Annotated in this window: 15 protein-coding genes; 8 read left to right on the forward strand and 7 right to left on the reverse strand. The window is 64.0% G+C overall.

Annotated elements, in window-relative coordinates; all coding sequences use genetic code 11:
* The first annotated feature begins 174 nt into the window (after window positions 1-174).
* The 4 genes from RFM41_RS26690 (at window position 175) to RFM41_RS26705 (ending at window position 4,368) form a co-directional block, all read left to right on the forward strand.
* On the forward strand, window positions 175-1,068 hold the full coding sequence (locus tag RFM41_RS26690) for a LysR family transcriptional regulator (protein WP_320252482.1): 894 nt from the start codon (window positions 175-177) through the stop codon (window positions 1,066-1,068).
* 150 nt (window positions 1,069-1,218) lie between these two features.
* Entirely contained in the window at window positions 1,219-2,046 is an 828-nt protein-coding gene (locus tag RFM41_RS26695; RefSeq protein WP_320252406.1) for a transporter substrate-binding domain-containing protein, read from the forward strand.
* Window positions 2,047-2,097: 51 nt separating this feature from the next.
* Window positions 2,098-3,378, forward strand: a complete 1,281-nt coding sequence (locus tag RFM41_RS26700; RefSeq protein ID WP_320252405.1) for an NAD(P)/FAD-dependent oxidoreductase — start codon at window positions 2,098-2,100, stop codon at window positions 3,376-3,378.
* Between the two features lie 18 nt (window positions 3,379-3,396).
* Window positions 3,397-4,368, forward strand: a complete 972-nt coding sequence (locus tag RFM41_RS26705; RefSeq protein WP_320252404.1) for an amino acid ABC transporter permease — start codon at window positions 3,397-3,399, stop codon at window positions 4,366-4,368.
* A 3-nt stretch (window positions 4,369-4,371) separates the two neighbouring features.
* Here RFM41_RS26705 and RFM41_RS26710 read toward each other — a convergent pair whose 3' ends face one another.
* Together RFM41_RS26710 and RFM41_RS26715 are read right to left on the reverse strand one after the other, a co-directional pair.
* A complete protein-coding gene (locus tag RFM41_RS26710) occupies window positions 4,372-5,184 on the reverse strand; it encodes a PfkB family carbohydrate kinase (RefSeq protein ID WP_320252403.1) in 813 nt (270 codons plus the stop codon).
* A 35-nt stretch (window positions 5,185-5,219) separates the two neighbouring features.
* Window positions 5,220-6,233: an SIS domain-containing protein gene (locus RFM41_RS26715; protein WP_320252402.1), complete on the reverse strand. Its 1,014-nt coding sequence runs from the start codon at window positions 6,231-6,233 to the stop codon at window positions 5,220-5,222.
* A gap of 185 nt (window positions 6,234-6,418) precedes the next feature.
* Here RFM41_RS26715 and RFM41_RS26720 point away from each other — a divergent pair, with 185 nt between their 5' ends.
* On the forward strand, window positions 6,419-7,150 hold the full coding sequence (locus tag RFM41_RS26720) for a GntR family transcriptional regulator (RefSeq protein WP_320252401.1): 732 nt from the start codon (window positions 6,419-6,421) through the stop codon (window positions 7,148-7,150).
* A 105-nt stretch (window positions 7,151-7,255) separates the two neighbouring features.
* Here the strand turns inward: RFM41_RS26720 and RFM41_RS26725 are convergent, their stop codons facing one another.
* The 3 genes from RFM41_RS26725 to gcvA form a co-directional block, all read right to left on the reverse strand.
* On the reverse strand, window positions 7,256-13,303 hold the full coding sequence (locus RFM41_RS26725) for an autotransporter domain-containing protein (RefSeq protein WP_320252400.1): 6,048 nt from the start codon (window positions 13,301-13,303) through the stop codon (window positions 7,256-7,258).
* 331 nt (window positions 13,304-13,634) lie between these two features.
* Complete coding sequence (locus RFM41_RS26730) at window positions 13,635-14,000, reverse strand: hypothetical protein (protein ID WP_320252399.1); 366 nt, start codon at window positions 13,998-14,000, stop codon at window positions 13,635-13,637.
* Window positions 14,001-14,079: 79 nt separating this feature from the next.
* Window positions 14,080-14,991, reverse strand: coding sequence for a transcriptional regulator GcvA (gcvA, locus tag RFM41_RS26735; protein ID WP_320252398.1), 912 nt, complete (start codon window positions 14,989-14,991; stop codon window positions 14,080-14,082).
* A gap of 208 nt (window positions 14,992-15,199) precedes the next feature.
* On the opposite strand from gcvA, the gene RFM41_RS26740 reads away from it, so the two are divergent.
* A complete protein-coding gene (locus RFM41_RS26740; RefSeq protein ID WP_320252481.1) occupies window positions 15,200-16,075 on the forward strand; it encodes a DMT family transporter in 876 nt (291 codons plus the stop codon).
* A 27-nt stretch (window positions 16,076-16,102) separates the two neighbouring features.
* On the opposite strand, the gene RFM41_RS26745 is transcribed toward RFM41_RS26740, so the two are convergent.
* Together RFM41_RS26745 and RFM41_RS26750 are read right to left on the reverse strand one after the other, a co-directional pair.
* The gene (locus RFM41_RS26745) at window positions 16,103-16,834 is read right to left on the reverse strand and encodes an SDR family oxidoreductase (protein ID WP_320252397.1); all 732 of its coding nucleotides are present in this window, start codon (window positions 16,832-16,834) and stop codon (window positions 16,103-16,105) included.
* Window positions 16,835-16,869: 35 nt separating this feature from the next.
* Window positions 16,870-17,355, reverse strand: coding sequence for a VOC family protein (locus RFM41_RS26750; protein WP_320252396.1), 486 nt, complete (start codon window positions 17,353-17,355; stop codon window positions 16,870-16,872).
* Window positions 17,356-17,477: 122 nt separating this feature from the next.
* Here RFM41_RS26750 and RFM41_RS26755 point away from each other — a divergent pair, with 122 nt between their 5' ends.
* Both RFM41_RS26755 and RFM41_RS26760 read left to right on the forward strand, forming a co-directional pair.
* Window positions 17,478-18,365, forward strand: a complete 888-nt coding sequence (locus RFM41_RS26755; RefSeq protein WP_320252395.1) for a transcriptional regulator GcvA — start codon at window positions 17,478-17,480, stop codon at window positions 18,363-18,365.
* 319 nt (window positions 18,366-18,684) lie between these two features.
* Window positions 18,685-19,683 carry a L,D-transpeptidase family protein gene (locus RFM41_RS26760; protein ID WP_320252394.1) on the forward strand — a complete coding sequence of 333 codons (999 nt, stop codon included), beginning with the start codon at window positions 18,685-18,687 and terminating at the stop codon, window positions 19,681-19,683.
* The last annotated feature ends 59 nt before the right edge of the window (window positions 19,684-19,742 follow it).

The raw sequence follows: 19,742 nt of genomic DNA on the forward strand, positions 1-19,742 counted from the left end.
GCGGCCCGTTGCCGAGCCCTCCAGTCATTTCGCTGGCGGCTATATAAATCACCGGCACTATTCCGATTAGCCATTGCAATCTGCATGAACTTATCCATTCTTGATATGAATTGATGGTTGATGGCCACGAACCGTCACAGCTTGAACGAGCGGCCGGGCCAGGATGGTGCCGCCATGCAGCGCGAGGATCTGAAGGATTTGCTGTGGTTCCTGACGGTGGCCAGGGAGCGCAGCTTCACCAGGGCGGCGGCCGAGCTCGGCACGTCGCAGTCAACGCTCAGCCATACGATCAAGCAATTGGAGGCGCGGCTCGGCGTGCGGCTTCTCACCCGCACGACGCGAAGCGTGGCGCCGACGGAAGCGGGTGAGCGGCTCTACCAGTCGCTCGTCCCGCGGTTCGAAGGCATCGAGTCCGACCTTTCGAGCCTGGTGGCCTTCCGCGACAGGCCCGCGGGCACGGTGCGCATCACGCTGTCCGATCATGCGCTGCGCATGATCGTCTGGCCGAAGCTCGAGCCGGTGCTGCGCGACTACCCGGATCTGCGCGTCGAGCTCCACAGCGACAACGGCATGCGCAACATCGTCGAGGAGCGCTTCGACGCCGGCGTGCGCCTCGGCGAAAGCGTCGACAAGGACATGATCGCGGTGCGCATCGGCCCCGACTGGCGGCTGGTGGCCGTCGCCTCACCGGATTATTTTTCGCGCCGCCCGGTTCCGAAAATTCCGCAGGACCTCGTCGGGCACGAGTGCATCTGCCTGCGGCAGACCACCTTCGGTGGGCTCTATGCCTGGGAGTTCGAGAAGAAGGGCCGCGAGCTCAGGGGCCGGGTGGACGGTCAGTTGACCTTCAACACCACCATCCCAATGGTCGACGCCGCGCTGAACGGCTATGGCATCGCCTACGTCCCGGAAGACCTCGTCAGCCAGCACGTGGCCGAGGGCCGGCTGAGGCTCGTGCTCGACGACTGGAGCTTGCCCTTCCCGGGCTACCACCTCTACTACCCGAGCCGGCGACAGCTCTCGCCGTCGATGGCGGTCATCGTCGAGGCGCTCCGGCATCGACGTTGAGGCCGGCGCGGGCCAGGCCGATCCGGCCAATGCCGGGAACGCGGATCGCAGGCCGAAACTCGACGATGCGCATATAAAGACGCTTGACTCATCCTCTCCCTTACGGACAAGTTACGTTGTCAGACATCTTACATACGAGAGGGAGGTTTCGTGAGGAGATTTATCGCTTGCTTCGCGCTCGCTGCCGGCGCGCTCGCATTCGCGTCGGCAGCGTGGGCGGGAGGAACCCTGGATCGCGTTACATCCAAGAAGGCCATGGTGGTCGCGACCAACAGCGGCTGGCCGCCGCAGAGCTTTCTCGACGAGAGCAACCAATTGGTCGGCTTCGATATCGACGTCTCGAAAGAGATCGCCAAACGCTTGGGCGTCGAAGTCAGCTTCGAGACGCCCGATTGGGCCACCATGACCGGCGGCCACTGGCAAGGCCGCTATGATCTTGGCGTTGGGTCGGTGACGCCGACCAAGGCCCGAGCCAAGGTGATCGATTTCGCCGGCATCTATTATTACAGCCCTTATGTCTATGTGGTGCACAAGGACAGCAAGGCGAAATCCGTGGACGACTTGAACGGTAAGGTGATCGGCGTCGAGACCGCCACCACCTCGGAAGATTTCATCCGTCGCCAGTTGGAGATCGACGCTCCCGGCCTTCCGCCAATCGAATACAAGCTGCAGCCTGGCGAGATCCGGACCTTCGCCGATTCCATGTTGCCCTTCGACGATCTGAGACTTGGGGACGGCGTGCGGCTCGACGCAGTCATCGCGCCGGAGCAGACCGCTCAAAACGCCATCAAGAACGGCTATCCGCTGCGCATCATCGAGGGCGATTACGCGTTCCGCGAGCCGCTGGTGGTGATCGCCGATAAGGGCGATGCGGAGTGGACCACCAAGATCGGCGGCATTATCGACCAGATGAAGAAAGACGGCACGCTCGCCACGCTGACCACCAAGTGGTATGGCAAGAACTACAGCGCCGATTGACGCTCATCGCGGGCGGCCCCTCAACGCCGCCCGCCCTCATTAGAACCCACCATGACCTATCCCGATACCTATTATCGCCGCACGCTTGCCGACGAGAAGGTCAGACCACCACTCGCGGGTCCGACCGAATGCGACACGGTTGTCGTCGGCGGCGGACTGGCCGGTCTGACGACGGCGCTGCAGCTGGCGCGCGCCGGGCAGCAGGTCGTGCTGCTCGAAGCCGAGAGCATCGGCTTCGGCGCCTCGGGGCGCAACGGAGGCTTCGTCAGCCCGGGCTTCGCGACCGGCAGCGACAAGATCGCCGCGATGGCCGGCGCGGCGTCGGCACGAGAGCTGCATCGGCTGTCGATCGAAGGCGTCGATTTCGTGCGGCAGACGATCAGGGACCTCGACATCACGGCAGCGAAGCCTCGCGCCGGGATCATGGGCGTGCTGCGCCATGACGGCGGCGCCGAACTCAAGGCACATGCGGACAGGCTGGCGCGGGATTTCAACTATCCGCTCGAATATCTCGAGCGCGACCAGTTGCGCGCTGTGCTGCATTCCGAGCGCTACTACCAGGGCCTGCGCGACGCGAACGCCTTCCACATCCATCCGCTGAACTATCTGCGCGCCGTCGCCGTGGAGATCGAGCGGCTGGGCGGCAGGATTCATGAAGGCTCCGTAGCGATCGAAGCCAGGCTTGACGACCCGCAAAAGACCATAAGAACCGCAATCGGCGAAGTACGCGCGCGGCAAGCGGTGTTTGCCACCGGTGGCTATACAGGACCGCTGGTCGGCCGGCTCAAGCGGGCCATCTTGCCGATCGCGACCTATGTAATGCTGAGCGAGGAAGCCCCCGATCTCATCGCCGGCGCCGTCGCGACGACGGACGCCGTCGGCGACAACCGCCGGGCCGGCGACTACTACCGTGTCGTGGAGGATGGAAAACGGCTGCTCTGGGGTGGGCGCATCACCACGCGGGCCGCTTCGCCGGCGGCGCTGGCCAGGGAATTGCGCCGTGAGATGGTGGGAACCTATCCCCGGCTCGAGGCGCTCAGGACCGAGCTCGCCTGGTCGGGCTTGATGGCCTACGCCCGCCACCTGATGCCCCAGATCGGGGAGTTGCAGCCAGGCGCCTGGTATCTCACCGCGTTTGGCGGGCACGGCATCAACACGACTGCGATAGCCGGCAAGGTGATCGCCGAGGCGATACTCAGGCAGTCTGACCGCTACCTTCTGTTCGCGCCGTTCGGACTGGCCTGGGCGGGCGGACCGGTGGGGCTTGCCGCGGCGCGGCTCACTTACTGGAAGCTGCAGGCGCAAGATTGGTGGCGCGAACGCCCCCGCTGACCAGAGGGAGATCGACAGGTGATCGGCAGACTGCTGCTCAACTATCCGGACGCCGCGCGCCGCATCGGCGCGTGCCTGGCGCTCGCCGCCTTCGCCGCGGGCCTCTACGGTCTCGGCATCAAGGCAGACTGGATCGGCAAGCTGATCCCCGGCTCGATCGAATGGCTTACGGCCAATCCCGTGGTGGCGCGAGGCGTCTCGGCGGTGCTGATCGCGCTGATCGTGGCCGTCAACTGGAAGGCGCTGCAGCAACTCGGGCGCAAGCAGCAGATCGTGGCCGTTTGGATCGAGCTGTTCGTGCTGCTGATGCTGTTCTTCTACTCCTTCGACCTATCCTTCTCTTTCATCGCCAGGAAGATCGGGTTCCTTATTTCGCAAGGCGTGGTGACCACACTCTACATTTCCGCGATTTCGATCGCCATCGCGACAGTCATTGCCTTCGTCGGCGCCATAGCCAAGCTTTCCAAGAATGGTGCGATCTATGGCCTGGCCACCTTTTACACCTCGCTGTTTCGCGGGCTGCCACTGCTGATGCAGATCTACATCATCTATCTCGGCTTGCCGCAGGTCGGTTATGTGATCGGGGCCGTGCCCGCCGGCATCATGGCGCTGTCACTTTGCTACGGCGCCTACATGACCGAGATTTTCCGGGCCGGCATCGAAAGCATTCCGCGCGGCCAGACGGAAGGCGCCACCGCCCTTGGGCTCAGCCCCAACCAGACGATGTTCCTGGTGATCCTGCCGCAAGCGATGCGCGTCATCGTGCCGCCGACAGGCAATCAGTTCATCGCGATGCTGAAGGATTCCTCCCTGGTCTCGGTGGTCGGGGTCTGGGAGATCATGTATCTGGCGCGCACGCAGGGCCAGACCGAGTTCCGGCATATCGAGATGCTGATCACCGCCTCGATGATCTATTGGCTTTTGTCCATCGGGCTCGAATTCCTGCAGTCCCGCATCGAGGAACGGTTCGGCCGATCGCTCAAACGCTGAACTTCAATGCGGCATCCCCGCCTGGGAAAAACCGCCAAGATGGCGGCAGGCCACAGCGGCATGATCGCGACCGCTTTCGAGGCATAGCAACAGCGGCTTCCCGGCCAGCCAGGCATGCAGGTAACCGGCGATAAAACTGTCTCCGGCGCCGGTCGTGTCGACGACCTCGACCGGACGGATGCCGGTCTCGGCGCGCTCGCGGGCCGTCAGCGCCATCGACCCATCGGCACCGCGCATGACGACGGCGCAACCTGCGCCGCGCGACAGGAGATCCGCCGCCATCGCTTCCGACGCATCGCGGGGTCGGTCCGTCGAGCAGAAAGCAATACTTAAGCCCTGCACACCGATGTTGGCGAGATCGGCGTTGACCGAAATGTCCTGCGAGACGCTGACGCCTGCCCGCGACAAGCGCCTGCGCAAGGCGCCGCCATCGTCCAGCCAGCCGATATGGACATGATCCATCCTCCCCAGGACCGCCAGTTCGGCCTCGTCCGGCGTATAGCCGGCGCAGGCGCCGAAATCCTCGGCGGCAATCAAACGCTCGCCGGACGGCAAGACCTTGATGTCGGTCCAGGCGGTGTTGCGCTGGCCTACGCGCAGGTGCTCGACCGCTACCCGATTGGCCTCGAGCTCGGCGCGGGTGCGTTCGCCCTCGGCGTCGCGGCCGACGGCGCCGAAATAGAAGCTGTCGTGGCCAAGCCGGGCGATTTGGACGGCGACATTGAGCGCGTTGCCGCCGACCAGCGAGCGACCGATCGGCGCTCCGAGGCGATCGATGCAATTGTCGCCCACCGCCGCGAATCGAAAGCTGCTCATATGCTGTGCTACCCGCCGGCGCCTTGGGCTTCAGTTCAATATGCAACGCGCTTGTAGTAGCGGCGCGTCGTCAGCGGGTGGTTGCGGATCACCTCGAGATGAGCGCTGACCCGTTCGAGCGCGGTCGCGAGCACGATCGGCGAAACCAGCGTGCGAACATCCGGCGAAATGCCGGGCAGTTCAAAATCGGCCGCGTCGAGCACAGTCAACTTGTCCGTGTAGCCAGGCGCGAATTTCTCGACGCGATCGGCCAGCGGCCGGGCGCTGTCCTCGCCCTTGAAAAGCACCAAGCTGACGTCTTTGTCCACCAGCTCCAGCGTGCCATGGAAAAAGTCGGAAGCATGCACGGGGCGGGTCCGGATCCACTGCATCTCCTCCAGGATGCACATGCCGTAGTACCAAGCCTGCGGCCAGACATTCCCGGCGCCGGTTATGATGTGATAGTCGGAGGCGGCCAGCTTTTGCGCGAAACCGGCGGCTTCCTTTTCATAGCTCCGCTTCACCTCCAGCAGTAGCCCCGGCAATCGCTCCAGCTCGACGAGAATCCGCTCGGATTCAGCCAGCTCACCGCGATGCTTCAGCACTGCCAGCGCGATGAACAGGGATTGGAGATAGAAGGACTCGCAGGACGTGTCGTCCTCGGCGAAGTTGACGAAGACATGGTCTCCGCCCTTGCCGAGCGGCGTCTCCTGGTGCCCGACCAAGGTGATCACGGTCGCCCCGACTTCCTTGATCCTGGACAGCAGCGCCACGCTTTCCTTGGTGGTGCCGGAGAGCGAGGGCAACACGACGATCGATTTGTCGGTCAGATGCACGGATTGGACAAGCTGCAGCTCGGCGGTGATGTCGACGAAGGCCGGAAAGCGGGATCGGCGTTGGAGCAGTTGCGCAGCCGGATGCATCAGGATCGCCGCACCGCCAGTGCCGAGAAAGAAGATGTTTTGCGCTCCGGCAGCGAGGCATTGCGCCACGACGGCGTCAATGCGCTGGCGCAAAGCCACCGCCCCGGATTGGATACGCATAAACCGGGCTTCATCGAAATTGAGCATGGTTCCCTCGATCGGTTAAGTTGTAAGACAACTGACATCTTGAGGAGGGCATTTCAAGAGAAATTTTGCCGATCGGCTTGCGGGCGTTTCCCGTACACCATGTGATCGCCGCGGCATGCATCCGCTTGACCCGGGCGCAATTGTCCGACAACAAAGGGGGAGTTGGCACAATGGGGAAGAGGGACTTGGACGAGCCGCTTCGGGATGCGCGCACATTGGCGGTCCAGCTCCGCGACCGCTTGGCCGACCTCATCAGGACCGAAGGGCTCAAGCCTGGCGATCGGCTGCCAACGGAATCGCAGCTGACGCAGCGCTTCCGCATCTCGCGCCCTGCCCTGCGCGAAGCGCTGAAGCTCCTCGAACAGGACGGCGTCATCTCCGTCACCCATGGTCTCGGCCGCTTCGTCACCGCGAACTCCGCCGTCCATATCGATCGCCCCATCACGGTCTTCGAGAGCGTGACCGACATGTCGCGCCATTACGGCTATGACACCGTCAACAAGGTTCTTTCCATCGCTGAGGAGACGCCAGAGCCGCTGATCCAGCAGCAATTGGGGCTGGCGGACGGAGAGCGCGTCATCCGGCTTGAACGGCTGCGGCTGCACAACGATCTGCCCCTGATCTACTCACTGGACTACGTGCCGCGGAACCTCTTGCCGGGCCGCCTTTTCGACATTGAATGGAGCGGCTCGCTGCTCGCATTGCTGGAAAGACACCGTCACCAGCCGCGTATGTCTGCTGCCTCGGTTGCAGCCGTAACGCTGCCGGACGAAATCGTGCAGCGTAACGACCTGCGCGACTTCGGGCCGGCCCTGCTCATCACGGAAACCTGTTTCGACGGAACCGGAACCCCGGTCGTCCATGCCGCCGTCTATCATCGCGGCAGCCACTTCGCCTTCAGCTTCGCACGAAAGTGACGGCTCGACCGGTTGCGATGATAGTGATCGTCGAGGCGCTTCGACACCGCGCCGTCAGCGGCAATCAGCTGTTCGCCATCGCTACGCGCCTGTGGACGACTTGCATTAGAACCTCACGTCCAGCCTTGCATTGAATCCGTTCTGGCTGGCGCCCGAGGCGAGCTGGCCGCGATAGTTGACGCCCAGCGTGGCATTGGGCGACAGCGCGAAATCGAGGCCGGCCTCTACCAGGGTGGCATCGCTGGCGATCGGAGCGGTGATGGCGAAGGGATCGGAGCCGTCGATGGTGAAGACGGCTTCGGCCCTGGCGTCGTAGGCGTGACGCCAGCCCAGCGTGCCGCGCGCGGTCGCCATCATCGAGCCGAGGTTGAAATTGGTCGAAGCACGCAGGCCGAGCGTGGTGAAGGTGGCGTCGGTGGTCGAGGATGGGCTGATGAGCGCCGCCGCGCCGCCCTTCTCGGTGAAGCCGTCGCTGCGCAGGTTGACGTAGGCGAGGTTGGCGAAGGGCTCGAGGCCGACCGATCCCGCTTTCATGCCGTAGGCAAGCTCGCCGAAGGCCAGCGCCGTGCCAGCATCGTAGTCGGCCGACAGACGGTCGCTGAAGCCAGGGAAATCGACGCCACGCGCGGTCGATATGTTGTGCCAGGTATAGGCCGCGCCCGCCCGCAATCCGAGCGCGCCCCACTGGCCGCCGCCATAGAGGCCGAGATGCCAGTTCTGGCTGTTTCCCGAGGACATGTCGGCGTCGAAGCTGGTGTGGCTGTAGCCGGCGACGACGCCGGCGCGCCAACCGCGGCCAAGCGCTGCATCGATGCCGGTGAGGAAGCCGCCCGTCGACGAGGAGACGCCGCCGTCCAGATGCCCCCAATCGCCGAAGGCGTTGCCCCAGGCCTCGGGCGCCAGCGTATCGGCCGGAGCGAGCGCGGCATCGATCGCGGCCGTTGCGCGATTGTCGGTACCATCCTCGCCATAGGCGATCACGGGCGATGAATCGGCGGCCACCGCGCCGAACGCCGAACGCAGGCGGGCGTCGATGATGTCGCCGATGAGCTGGCTGGTTTCGATCAGCACGCTCCTGCCCGAAGCATGTATGCCGCCCGACAATTGGTCGAAAGCGGAACGCGCGACATCGGCGCCGGGCACGCCGGCAACCGCGTCGAACAGCGTGTTGCCGTCACCGAGACCTTCCACCGCGTTGGCCACGGCGCACTGGTTCGCGGTTTTCGCCACGGCGCAAAAGTCGACATTGTTGCGCACGGCCCTGATATGGACCGCGGTCGGATCGTAGGTCAGCTTGAGATCGACGAAGGGCGTGTTCTGGTCGAGCGTGTCATAGGTGCCGTTCACGCCGCCCGCCGCAGTCAGGATGGTGTAGACGGTGCCGGGCGCGTAGCTGCCTGTTTCCTTCGACGCATAGACGGTGCCGCCCTCGATGGTGGCCTTGCCGGTCACCGAGATCAGGTCCGAGGTGCCGTCCGGCGCGATCTCGGCCAGATAGGTGGAGCCCGCCTTCTGCACATAGTCGCCGTCGATCGTCAGCGTGCCGATCGAATTGCCCGGCGAAACCGTGCCGCCGGATGCGACGGTGACGACGCTGCCGGCGCCCGAGCCGATCTTGCCGTGGCCGGCGAGCGTTGCCGTGTCGCCGACAATAAGCGAGCCGCCGAGCCGTGCCGTGCTGCCCGCGACCGAGCCGACGATCAGCGTGCCGCCGGCCACCGTCGTCAAGCCGGTGAAGGCCGAGCCGTCGCCGTCATAGGTAAGCTTGGCCGAGCCGCTCTTGGTGAATCCGCCGGCGCCGGAGAGCGTGCCTGCGAACGAACCATCGACGCTCTGGTCGACGGTCAGGGTGCCGGCGCCGAGTTTCAGCGCGCCGCCGGTGCCGGAGAGATTGTTGACGCTGGTATCTCCCGCGAGGCCGGTAAGATCGAAGGCGCCGCCGATGATCGTCAGGCTGGAGCTCTGCGCTATCGATCCGGTTCCCGTCAGCGCAAGTGTGCCGGCGGCGATCGTCGTGGCGCCGGTATAGGTGTTGGCGGCATCGAGCTGCAGCGTGCCGCCGCCCTGCTTGGTCAGCCCGCCGGCGCCGCCGACGACCTGGTTCAGCGCAAACTGGTTGCCCACATCGGCGATGTCGATCGTGCCGTTGCCGGTCAGCGTCACCGCGCGGCTCGTGCCGGTATAGGCGGTGCCGGTGATCTTGAGCGTGCCGCCGTTGAAGGTGAGCCCGCCGGAGGTGTCGCCCAGATTCGTATCCGACGAGACCGACAGCGTGCCGGCTTCCAGCGTCGTGCCGCCGGAATAGGTGCTCGCCCCGGTTAGCACCAGCGTGCCGGCGCCGGTCTTGCGCAGACCCGCGCTGCCGGCGATCACATTGTCGATCGTCGCCGTCCAGGCCGCCGAGCCGGCGCTGCCGTCGCCGACCCGGATCTCTACCGGCGCGGGATGGTCGGCATCGGCCACGAGGTCCAGGCTGTCGCCGATGAGATGATAGTCGTCAGATGCGAATTGCATGCCGGTCGCGGCGACGGCGCCGTCGGTATCATCCACCCTCACGGTACCTGCCGTGCCGCCGAAAATGGCGAAACCGGGCTGCGGAGCCATCGGGCCGGTGAACGCGCCATCCGCAGTCGCCCAGAACGGCGAGAAGATCGACCAGGTACCGCTGCCGCCGCCCATATGGGTTGCGTCCGCCTCGCCGTTCGCGTTCCAGAAATTGAGCTCGAAACCGGCTGTCCTGATCAAGTTGATCTTCTTGTCGACGGTCAGGATCTGAAGCGTATCGCCGGCGGGCGGAGCAAAACCGCCTCCGGTGATGGCCAGCGTGCCGCCCCAACCGAACAGGTTGTACAGACCCGGCCCCATATTGCCGGTGTCGGTGACCTTTAGCGTGGAACTGCCGATGGACAGGTTCCCGGTGACGTCGACGCTGTCGCTTTGGCCGGGCGTGTTGAAGTTCGCCCCCGGCGCGCCGAATTCGAAATCAAGCGTCGCCCCGTCGCCGATGGTCAAGTCGCCATTGACCGCCAAGGTGCCGATCGAGGCTCCCGGCGCCAGCGTGCCGCCCGAATTGATCACGGTTGAGCCGACGGTGCCATGACCGCCGAGCGTACCGCCGCTGCCGACCGAAACATTGCCGGCGATCGCCGCGCTCGAATGGCCATCGCCGCCGACGATCAGCGTGCCGCCTGAAACCGTTGTCAGGCCGGTATAGGTGTTCACACCGTTGAGCGTCAGCGTGCCGGAACCGGTCTTGGCCAGCGCCACCGACCCGCCGCCCGAGCCGTTGTTGATGATGCCGCCGAATTGACCGGAGCCGGTGACCGTAAGCGTGCCGGCAGTACCCGACGAGTTGGTGATGAAGCTGCCGGCCTCACCGTTCAGCGTCGAGACCGTCTGGTCGAAACCGCGAAGATCGAATGTGCCGGCATCGGTGGTGTCGAGGCCGCCGCTGCCGAGGGCGCCGGCGCGGCCAAGCCTGAGCGTGCCGGCATCGATCGTGGTGCCGCCGGAATAGGTGTTGGCGCCGGAAAGTGTCAGCGTACCCGCACCTGCCTTGATCAGCGCGCCGGCCAAGGTGCCGTCGCCGACAGGGCCCGAAAGCGTCTCGGAATTGGTAGCGACCAGATCGAACGTCGCATCGCCGCTGATCGTGAATGTATTGGCGATAGCGTAGTTGGCGACGAAGCTAAGTGCCGATCCGTCCGCCATGGCGACGGCGCCGCTGCCGAGCGCGCCCGCATTGCCCATTGTGACCTCGCCGGCCGAGATCGTCGTTCCGCCGGTAAAGCTGTTGGCGCCGCTCAAGGTCAGGATACCGGTGCCGACCTTGACCAGCTTGGCCGTATTGCCGCTGATTGTTCCGCCAAACGTGGTGTTGCCACCCAGACCGCCCAGGGTCAGCGTTCTGCTACCGAGCATGACGCTGGTGCCCGCCGAACCGGCGAGCGAACCGATAGCCTGATCGGCCGTCGCGCCCGAAATGTCGAGAGTGGCTCCCGATCCGGCGAGCGTGACAGCACCTGTCGGCGAAAGGCTGCCGTTGGCGCCCACCGCCACCGTCCCAACCTCGATGTCCAGGGTGCCCGTCATGGAGCTGGCGCCGCCAAGCGTCAGCGTGTTTGCGCCTTTCTTGATCAGCGTGCCGGCGCCGGAAGTCGATCCGTTGAGGGTCAGAGGGTTGGCGCCCAGCACGGTCAGCGAGGCGCCCGCGTCGATCGAAACCTGATTGCTGAGGCTGAGAGACGCGACCGTCGAATCGATCGAAACGGCACCCGCGGCAGTAATGGTGCCCGTGACGGCCGCGTTGGCGCCTCCGAGAAGAATCCCGCCGCCGGAAATGGTCAGTCCGCCGCTGAAAAGACTGTTGTTGCCGCTCAGCGTCAGCAAGCCGGTGCCGGCCTTCACCAGCTTGCCGGTGCCGCTGATCGTTCCACTGTACCCGGTGTCGGTGCCCAGGCCGCCGACCGCGAGAGTCGTGCCTCCGAGGTTGATGCTGCCGCCAGCGCCGGCCAGGGCGCCGATCGTCTGACTTGTCGCCGCCGAAATATCGAGATTCGTGCCGGAAGCGAGCGTGACCGTGCTGTTCGGCGAAAGGCTGCCGCCGGCGCCCACGGCCACGGCTCCGCCCGCTATATTGAAGCTGCCGCTCAAGGAGCTGGCGCCGCCGAGCGTCAACGTGCCTGCACCGCCCTTGGTCAGGTTGCCCGCGCCCGATATGCTGCCGTTGAGGGTCAGCGCGTTGCTGCCCAGCAAATTCAGCGTGGCGCCGGAGCTGACCACTATACTGTTGGCCACGTTGAAATTGGCTGCCGTCGTGTCAAGCAAGGCGGTGCCGCCGACGGTCAGCGTGCCCGAACCAAGCCCCATGGCATTGCCGAGCTTGACACCGCCTGCATTGAGGTTGACGCCGCCGGAGAACAGGTTGGTACCCGTCAACGTCACCACGCCGATGTCGTTGATGGTCAGTCCGCCCGAACCTGAAATCATGCCCGTCAACGCCAAGGCATTCGTTCCGGTCAGAGTCAGGCGGCTGTTGCCGTTCAACGAGATGCTGTTGGCGAGCGGCAGATTCGCGACCGAAGCCGCGAGGGCGCCGCCATTGACGTTGAGAAGGCCCGAGCCGAAGGCATTTGGATTGTCGATGTTGACGAGGCCGTCATTGATCGTTGCGTCGCCGCTGACGACCATGCCCTGCAGGTTCCATGTACCGCTGTTGACCGTGAGGTGCTGGAAATGCTGGTAGGATGAGGCGCTGATCGTCGTGACGGCGCCAGTGGTGCCCGAACCTGGCCCGGTCGCCGAATTCTGGAGCACGAGCCGGTTATTGTTGCCCGATCCGGCATCGACGATGCCTGCCGCGGCGAGATTGACGGCAACGCCCGCGACGCTGCCCGCGCCGGCGCTGCCGACGTTGGTGATGCTCGATCCGGACACGGCCGTGAAAACATTGCCCGTTGCGGTGTCACCGAGATAGACGCTGCCGTTGATGATCCCGGCGTTGAGAAAGCTGTTTCCGACACCGGCGGTTCCGGATGCGGCGAAGCCGATACGCCCGGTGATGGTGCCGGTGTTGGTGAAATTGACCTGGCTGCCGCCATAAACGAATATGGCCACTGCGTCGGCCGACATGCCTGTATCAGGCACTGACATGCCGATCGTGCCGGCGTTCTTTATCGTGGTTGTGCCGCCTGTGGCATTCTGCACGACAAGCGCCTGACCGCCGGGCGTCGTGGATGCACTGTTTGCCAGACCGTTGATGACCCCGCCCGACTGGTTGTTGACAATGATGGTGTTGCCGCCCGCCGTGTTGTTGCCGAGCATCGCGCCACTGGCCGCTAGGGCGATCCCGCCGTCGACGACGGGATCGATAGTGCCCAGATTGTTCAGGGTTATGCCGTTGCCGGACAGAGTGAGCGCGTTGCTAAATGGCCCCGACGGCACACTCAACACGGCACCTGCATCCACGTTGAGCGTCACGCCGTTGGCGAAACTCGCCAAGTTGTCCGTGCTGGAGCCGGTGGCACAGGTGATCGTCGTGCCGGCCGTGGTGCAAGCCGCATAAGCGGCCGGGCTAGCGGAACTCAGCAGCAGCGCCAGAACAATCTTTTGCCCGGCGCCGGCGCGCCGAACCCCCAAGCAACCGAAATTCATCGCGCCGCAGTCCACCCCTGAACATCCGATTGGCCCGTCAACCGGATGATTTGCGCGGCATTCTTAGCGACATGCTATTACCGGGCAAGTACTTTTGATCAACAGATGATCGGTCCAGATATTCTGCGTGACCGTGATGAAATCGAGCAACATATTAAGGCGACCTAAAATATCGAGCCGAGGTGAAGCAGATCGAAAAAGCATCGGGCTGGTTTGGGCATTTCACAATACCCATGGCTTTGCGCCTGAAAGCATAGGCTACGGGCTAAACCTTGGTTTCCTGCAAGGATCAGTTCGAGCGGCTGCAACGCGAGTGTCGAGGGGCTCGCCGTCAGCGCGGGAGCAGCCGCGAGACCTTGAGACGCGGCGCGAAGAAGCAGCGCAAATAAGGCTGGTTGGTTATCACGTAGCGGTTCTCGCAGATATGGTATCGGCCGTCCGGCGATTCCTGCACGCGGTCCGGCGGGATGTTGAAACCATCGGGCAGATAAACATAGCCACCGTCGGCCCTGGGCTGCACCGAGGACTGCGGTATGGGGCGGCAGTCCGTACCGCCGCAACATTTGAAGTTGGTTACCGGATCGACCTTGTTTTGGTACCAGTCATGGGCGTCGGCGCCTGTCGCGGCCGCGATCCAAATGGCTGTGACGATGACCCTTCGCATGGCATTCCTCGACGACGCGGAGGCGCTGCTCATTCGAGCATCATCTATATTAGCGTTCCGCCGGAAACGCCATTGGCGTGCGAACGGCAAACGCCAGAAGCGGAGCTCGCAATCAACGCGAGAAGTTGGCGCTCGTGAATTCCCGCACTTCGTCAGCGATCCAGTTTCTGAACGCGCGAACCTTGGGGTGGTCTTGATTGCCTATCCGATAGACAAGATCGTATCCCCATTCGACGTCCAGCCTGGCTTGTGGAAACAGCGCCACAAGGCGCCCTGCTGCGAGGTCCTCGGCGACCAGCACGCTTCGCCCGAGCGCCACGCCCTCGCCCCGGATCGCAGCCTCGATGGACATGCTGCCAAGGCTGTAGCCGGCCCCCCGCGTCCTTGGATAGGGCAATTCCATCATCGAGAACCAGCGTTCCCAAGTCGTGTTCATGCCGATCTCATGGATGAGCTGGCATTTGGCCAGCTCGCTAGGCGATCGAAGCCCGCCCATGCGGTCGCGATAGTCCGGCGCACAGACCGGGGAGACTGTTTCGTTCATGATGCGCTCGGCCGCCGCGAAAGGGTACTGGCCATTTCCATAGCGCAGGGCGACGTCGACGTGACCGGTCGCGAAATCCAACACCGCGTCAGTCACCTCGAGATGGACCGCGAGATCCGGATAGCGCGCCATCAATTTGTGCAGGCGCGATGTCAGCCATTTGCTTGCGAAGGAGACCCCCGAGTTGACGACAAGGCGCGTCTCGTCATTCCTGCGGCGAATGTTTTCCGCCTCGCGCGCGAGCTCGGAAAGCAGACGGGTGACGGCGCCGAAGAATGAGACGCCCGCCTCGGTCAGTTCGATCCTGCGGGTCATGCGGCGGAAGAGCTGAACCCCCAGATGATCTTCCAGCGCCTTGATCTGGCGGCTCACCGCGCCATGGGTCAGATGCAGCTCCTGTGCCGCCAGCGTCATGCTCAACCTCCTGCCTGTCGCCTCGAAGGCGCGCAAGGTCTGCAGCGGCGGAAGTTGTTCAGGCATCTGGCTCCTTACGCGTGAGATCTATTCACACGTCCTGTGAGGACAAATGGTTTGTCGGCAGCGTTCGACGACTTGTAGACATGACATGGATGCACGCACCTGCCAATCGCATCAAGTGAAGCCCATGACGCAGAACGCCACCAACTCCGCGGCCCTCTCGCCCGTCGACATATCCGCCCGGTCCTTGTCCATGAGGAGCCTCGGCGCAATGTTCTTGCTTGCGATCATGTGGGGTCTTTCGATCCCGATCACGAAGCTGGGCCTTGAAACGATCCCACCTTTGACGCTGACGGCGATGCGCTTCCTCGTCGCGGTGCCGCTGTTTCTGGTCCTGGCGGCGGGCCGGCTTCGCGTGCCGTGGCAAGCCGTCCCCAACATCGTCGCGCTCGGCGTGATGGGCATCACGCTTGGAAATGTCGCGCAGTCGTTCGGCGTGCAGGGCACGTCTGCATCCGCCGGCACGATCATTTCAGCGACGATCCCCATTTTCATCGTCATCTTCGCGGCGATCCGCCTCAACCAGCCCGTGACCGGCCGGCAATGGTTCGGCCTGCTCGCCGCCTTTGCCGGTATCGCCTTGGTGGCCATCGGAAGCGGATCGGGAGCTGACGACCTGTCCAAAACCACGCTCGTCGGCGTGGTCTGGATGCTCGTTTCGGCTGTCGCCATTGCGTTCTATTACATCTGGAGCGCACAGCTCACAGCCAAGCACGGCACCTTGCCGGTGGCCGCATGGAACGCACTGGCGGGACTGGTCGCAATCCTGCCCCTGTCCGGCTGGGAGTTGGCCCACACGCCCGTGCACATCACCATGCAGGCAATATGGGTCGTCGTTTATCTCGGCGTCCTGGTGACCGTCGCCGGGCTGCTGCTGTGGCTCTATCTCCTGCGAGCGGTCCCGGCCCGGATCGCGGCGAGCGTCCAGTATATCCAGCCGGTTTTCGGGATTGCCGCCGCGTCCGTTCTCTTCGGCGACAGACTCGGCCTGATGTTCGCGGCAGGCGTCGTTCTGATCCTGGGCGGCCTTGCCTTGGCCGTAGCCAACAAGAGGCCCGCCCCCGAAGCGGCGGTGACGCACGAATAGCGTCACGCTGGCCTCACGCCTGGCCCGTCAAACCAGCCGCTGCCCGCCATCGATGTGGATGGTCTCGCCGGTCATGAATTCGTTCTGCATCAGGTAAAGATAGGCCGGCGCGATGTCGGTGGGCCTGGCGATTTTTCCGGCCGGCAGTCGGGCGCCCATCTGCTCGAAATAGCCTGTCTTGGCGTCGCCGACGATCTCGTCCCACATCTCGGTGTCGACCCAGCCTGGCGAGACGATGTTGACGCGAGTCGGCGCAAGCTCCAGCGCCAGCGCGCGGGCGAAATAGGTGAAGGAGCCGGCGACTGCCGAGACGACCGAGCCGCCGGGGATCGGTGGGCGGTCCTTGTTGATGCCGGAAGTAAAGATCATCGAGCCGCCCTTGTTCAGCGTGCCCACCGCGTGCTTGGCGAGCATCACGGCGCCGATCAGCTTGCCGTCGATGAAGCCTCGGACGAAATCCATGTCGGTCTTGCCGATCGGATAATTGGGCGGCGGCGAGCCGGCGGTCGCGACCAGATGATCGAAGCCACCGACCGCGTCGAACAGGCGGGCGACGTCCGCCTCGTTCGCCATGTCGGCGGCTAGGCTGGTCACGCGCCCTGCCCCGCCGAGCCTCTCCGTTGCGGTCTTCAGCTTGTCCGCCGAACGGCCGGCGATCACCACCTCTGCACCGCTTTCCAATGCAGCCGCGGCGACGCCGAAGCCGATGCCGGAACTGCCTCCGACGACAATGATCTTCTTGCCCGTGAGATTGGCCATGGGTCTTCTCCGTCCTCCAGTGATCAGGGTTGAATTCAGGCGCTGCCGGCGTAAGCCGCTTCGATGTCGGCGAGGATGATCTTCCGCATCGAGTACATCGCCTGCCGCGCCCGGCCGGCCTTTTCGCGATCCGGGTCGTTCATCAAGCGCAAGGCCTCGCTCGGGATGACCTGCCAGTAGACGCCGAACTTGTCCTTCAGCCAGCCACAGGGCTGTTCCGAGCCGCCGCCGGCCGTCAGTGCGTTCCAGAAATAGTCGGTCTCGGCCTGGTCCTTCGTCTCGATATAAAGCGAGATCCGCTCGTTGAAGGGCGGCACGTGGCCGGCATTGAGCGCGGTGAAACGCTGGCCTTCGAGCTCGAAGTCGAAGATCGCGTGCGGAACTGTCTTGTTGGTGCCGCCGACGAAGTCGGTGAATTCGATCGAGCCCAGCGCGCGGCTGTTCTTGAAGACCGAAAGATAGAAATCCCGCGCGGCCCCGGCATCGAGGTTGAACCAGAGAAAGGGATGAACGGTGGCCATGGCGTCCTCACTGCGTTGAGCTTTGATCACAAATTCTGTGAGGATTTTTGGTTGGAAAAAGCTCGACGGACAAACCAAAGTTTGGCAAGTATTTGTTACCATAACTCACAAATGATCGTGCCATGATCCGCAAACTGCCTCCACTCAACGCCTTGCCGGCCTTCGAGGCCGCGGCTCGACATCTGAATTTTTCGCGAGCCGCCGACGAGCTAAACCTCACGCATGGCGCGATCAGCCGGGCGGTGAAGCATCTGGAGGATCAGCTCGGCGTGCAGCTCTTCGAGCGCGCGACCCGTTCCGTGCGGCTCACCCCGGTCGGCGAACCTTATGCGGTGGCCGTGCGCGAGGCGCTCGACCAGCTCGCGCTGGCGACGCAAACCGCGACGTCGCGCCACTCGGGTTCGACGCTCAATGTCAGCACGTCGGACGGGTTTGCCGGAAAATGGCTGGTGCCGAGGCTGTATCGTTTTCACCGCACGCATGGCGATATCGACGTGCGCGTCTCGACCACCGGCAGGTTGACCAATTTCCGCGGCGACGGCATCGATGTCGCGATCCGCTACGGCGCCGGCCATTATCACGGACTGACCTCGGAATTCCTCACCGGCGAGGAAGTGTTTCCGGTCTGCAGCCCGAAGCTCTTGGAGGGTCCGCACCCGCTCCGGACCCCGCAGGACCTCAAGCACCACACGTTGATCCGCGACGGCTACCGCATCGACTGGGCGGCGTGGCTCGCCAGCGCCGGCGTCGAAGGCGTCGATCCGAACAGCGGGCTCACCTTCGATTCCGCCACCTTCGCGGTGGAGTCCGCCGTCCAGGGGGAAGGCGTGGTGCTTGGCCGCACCATGCTGGTTTCAGCCGATCTCGCCACCGGCAGGCTGGTGCGGCCGTTCGATCACGCGCTGAAGGCGGTGTCGAGCTTCTACCTGGTCTATCCGCCAGAGGCGATCCGCCAGCGCAAGGTAAAAGCGTTTCGCGACTGGCTGTTTTCGGAGATCGGGCCGGGCTGACATCTACACCGCCTTGCGCGTGTGCTGTCTTCAAGACTTGGCTTTGATCCTCGAATGGGCAACCGACGGCATGGGCGGGGGGGCGTTGGGGAGCCGCCGGTTACCAGGACGAGGGGCCATGGAATCAGAAAATGCATAGGCCCTTATGCGATTATGCCAGTTATCCGCGCGCAGGGTAAGTGTTTTCTGACTTGAAATTCAAACAGATATGGGAGGGAACGCATACACAAGATCTTCGCGCGGCTGCACGCGACAGGAACCGGATCGGCTGTCCCGCGTCATAGAGACAGGTTCTTGTCTCGGTTCGGGAGAGACGTCGATGGTTAGGCTCCTTCTTGTCGTTGCGATGGCGCTCGCGCTGGCGTGCGGCGGGTCGCAGGCCGCGAAGCTGGACATCGATACGGTCAATCAGGTGCAATTCAGCGAAGACGGGCCGAAGGGCATCGATCCGATGCTGCTCAAGGCGCAGATCCTTCTCGATCGCGCCCGCTTCTCGCCCGGTCTGATCGACGGCCGCCTCTCCGATAATTTCACCAAGGCCGTCGCGGCCTTCCAGGCGGCGAACGGGCTGCCCTCCGACGGCAAGCTTACGCGGGAAACCTGGGACAAGCTCGCGGCAACTTTCGCCGGCCCTGTGCTGACGACATACGAAGTCACGGCCAGGGATGTGCGCGGCCCGTTCACCAGGCGCATTCCGGTTCGCATGGAGAGCATGGCCCGCCTGAAATACCTCGGCTACCGCAACGCGCAGGAGAAACTGGCCGAGCGTTTCCATGTCAGCGAACAATTGCTGAGGATGCTCAACCTCCGCGCGGGATTGAGCAGGGCCGGCACGACCCTGGTGGTGCCCGATGTCGGCCGCGGCGATCCTCCTTCGCAGATTGGCGGCGTCGAGGTCGACAAGGCATCCCGCCAGGTGCGCGCGCTCGATGCGTCGGGCAAGGCGATTGCGGTCTATCCGGCCTCGATCGGCAGCGAGGAAAAGCCAGCGCCGAGCGGCACGGCCGAGGTCAGGCGCGTGGTGCATGATCCGACCTATCACTACAATCCGAAATTCGCCTTCAAGGGGGTGAAGACCAAGCGCCCCTTCACCATCGCCAAGGGACCCAACAATCCCGTCGGATCGGTGTGGATCGACCTCTCGATCGAGAGCTATGGCATCCACGGCACACCTGACCCGGGCAAGATCGGCACCACCTTCTCGCACGGCTGCATCCGGATGACCAATTGGGACGCCGAGGACCTCGCCGCCATGGTCAAGCCGGGCACGAAGGTCGACTTCAAGGACGAGGCCGCGCAAGAGGGGCAAACCAGGTGAGCGCCGCAGGCTCGCGCCCTGCCGCGCGCGTAACCGCTGCATAAGCCCAATTTATCGTC

Origin of the sequence: Mesorhizobium vachelliae (genome assembly GCF_033977325.1) — a bacterium.
Taxonomy (GTDB): domain Bacteria; phylum Pseudomonadota; class Alphaproteobacteria; order Rhizobiales; family Rhizobiaceae; genus Mesorhizobium; species Mesorhizobium vachelliae.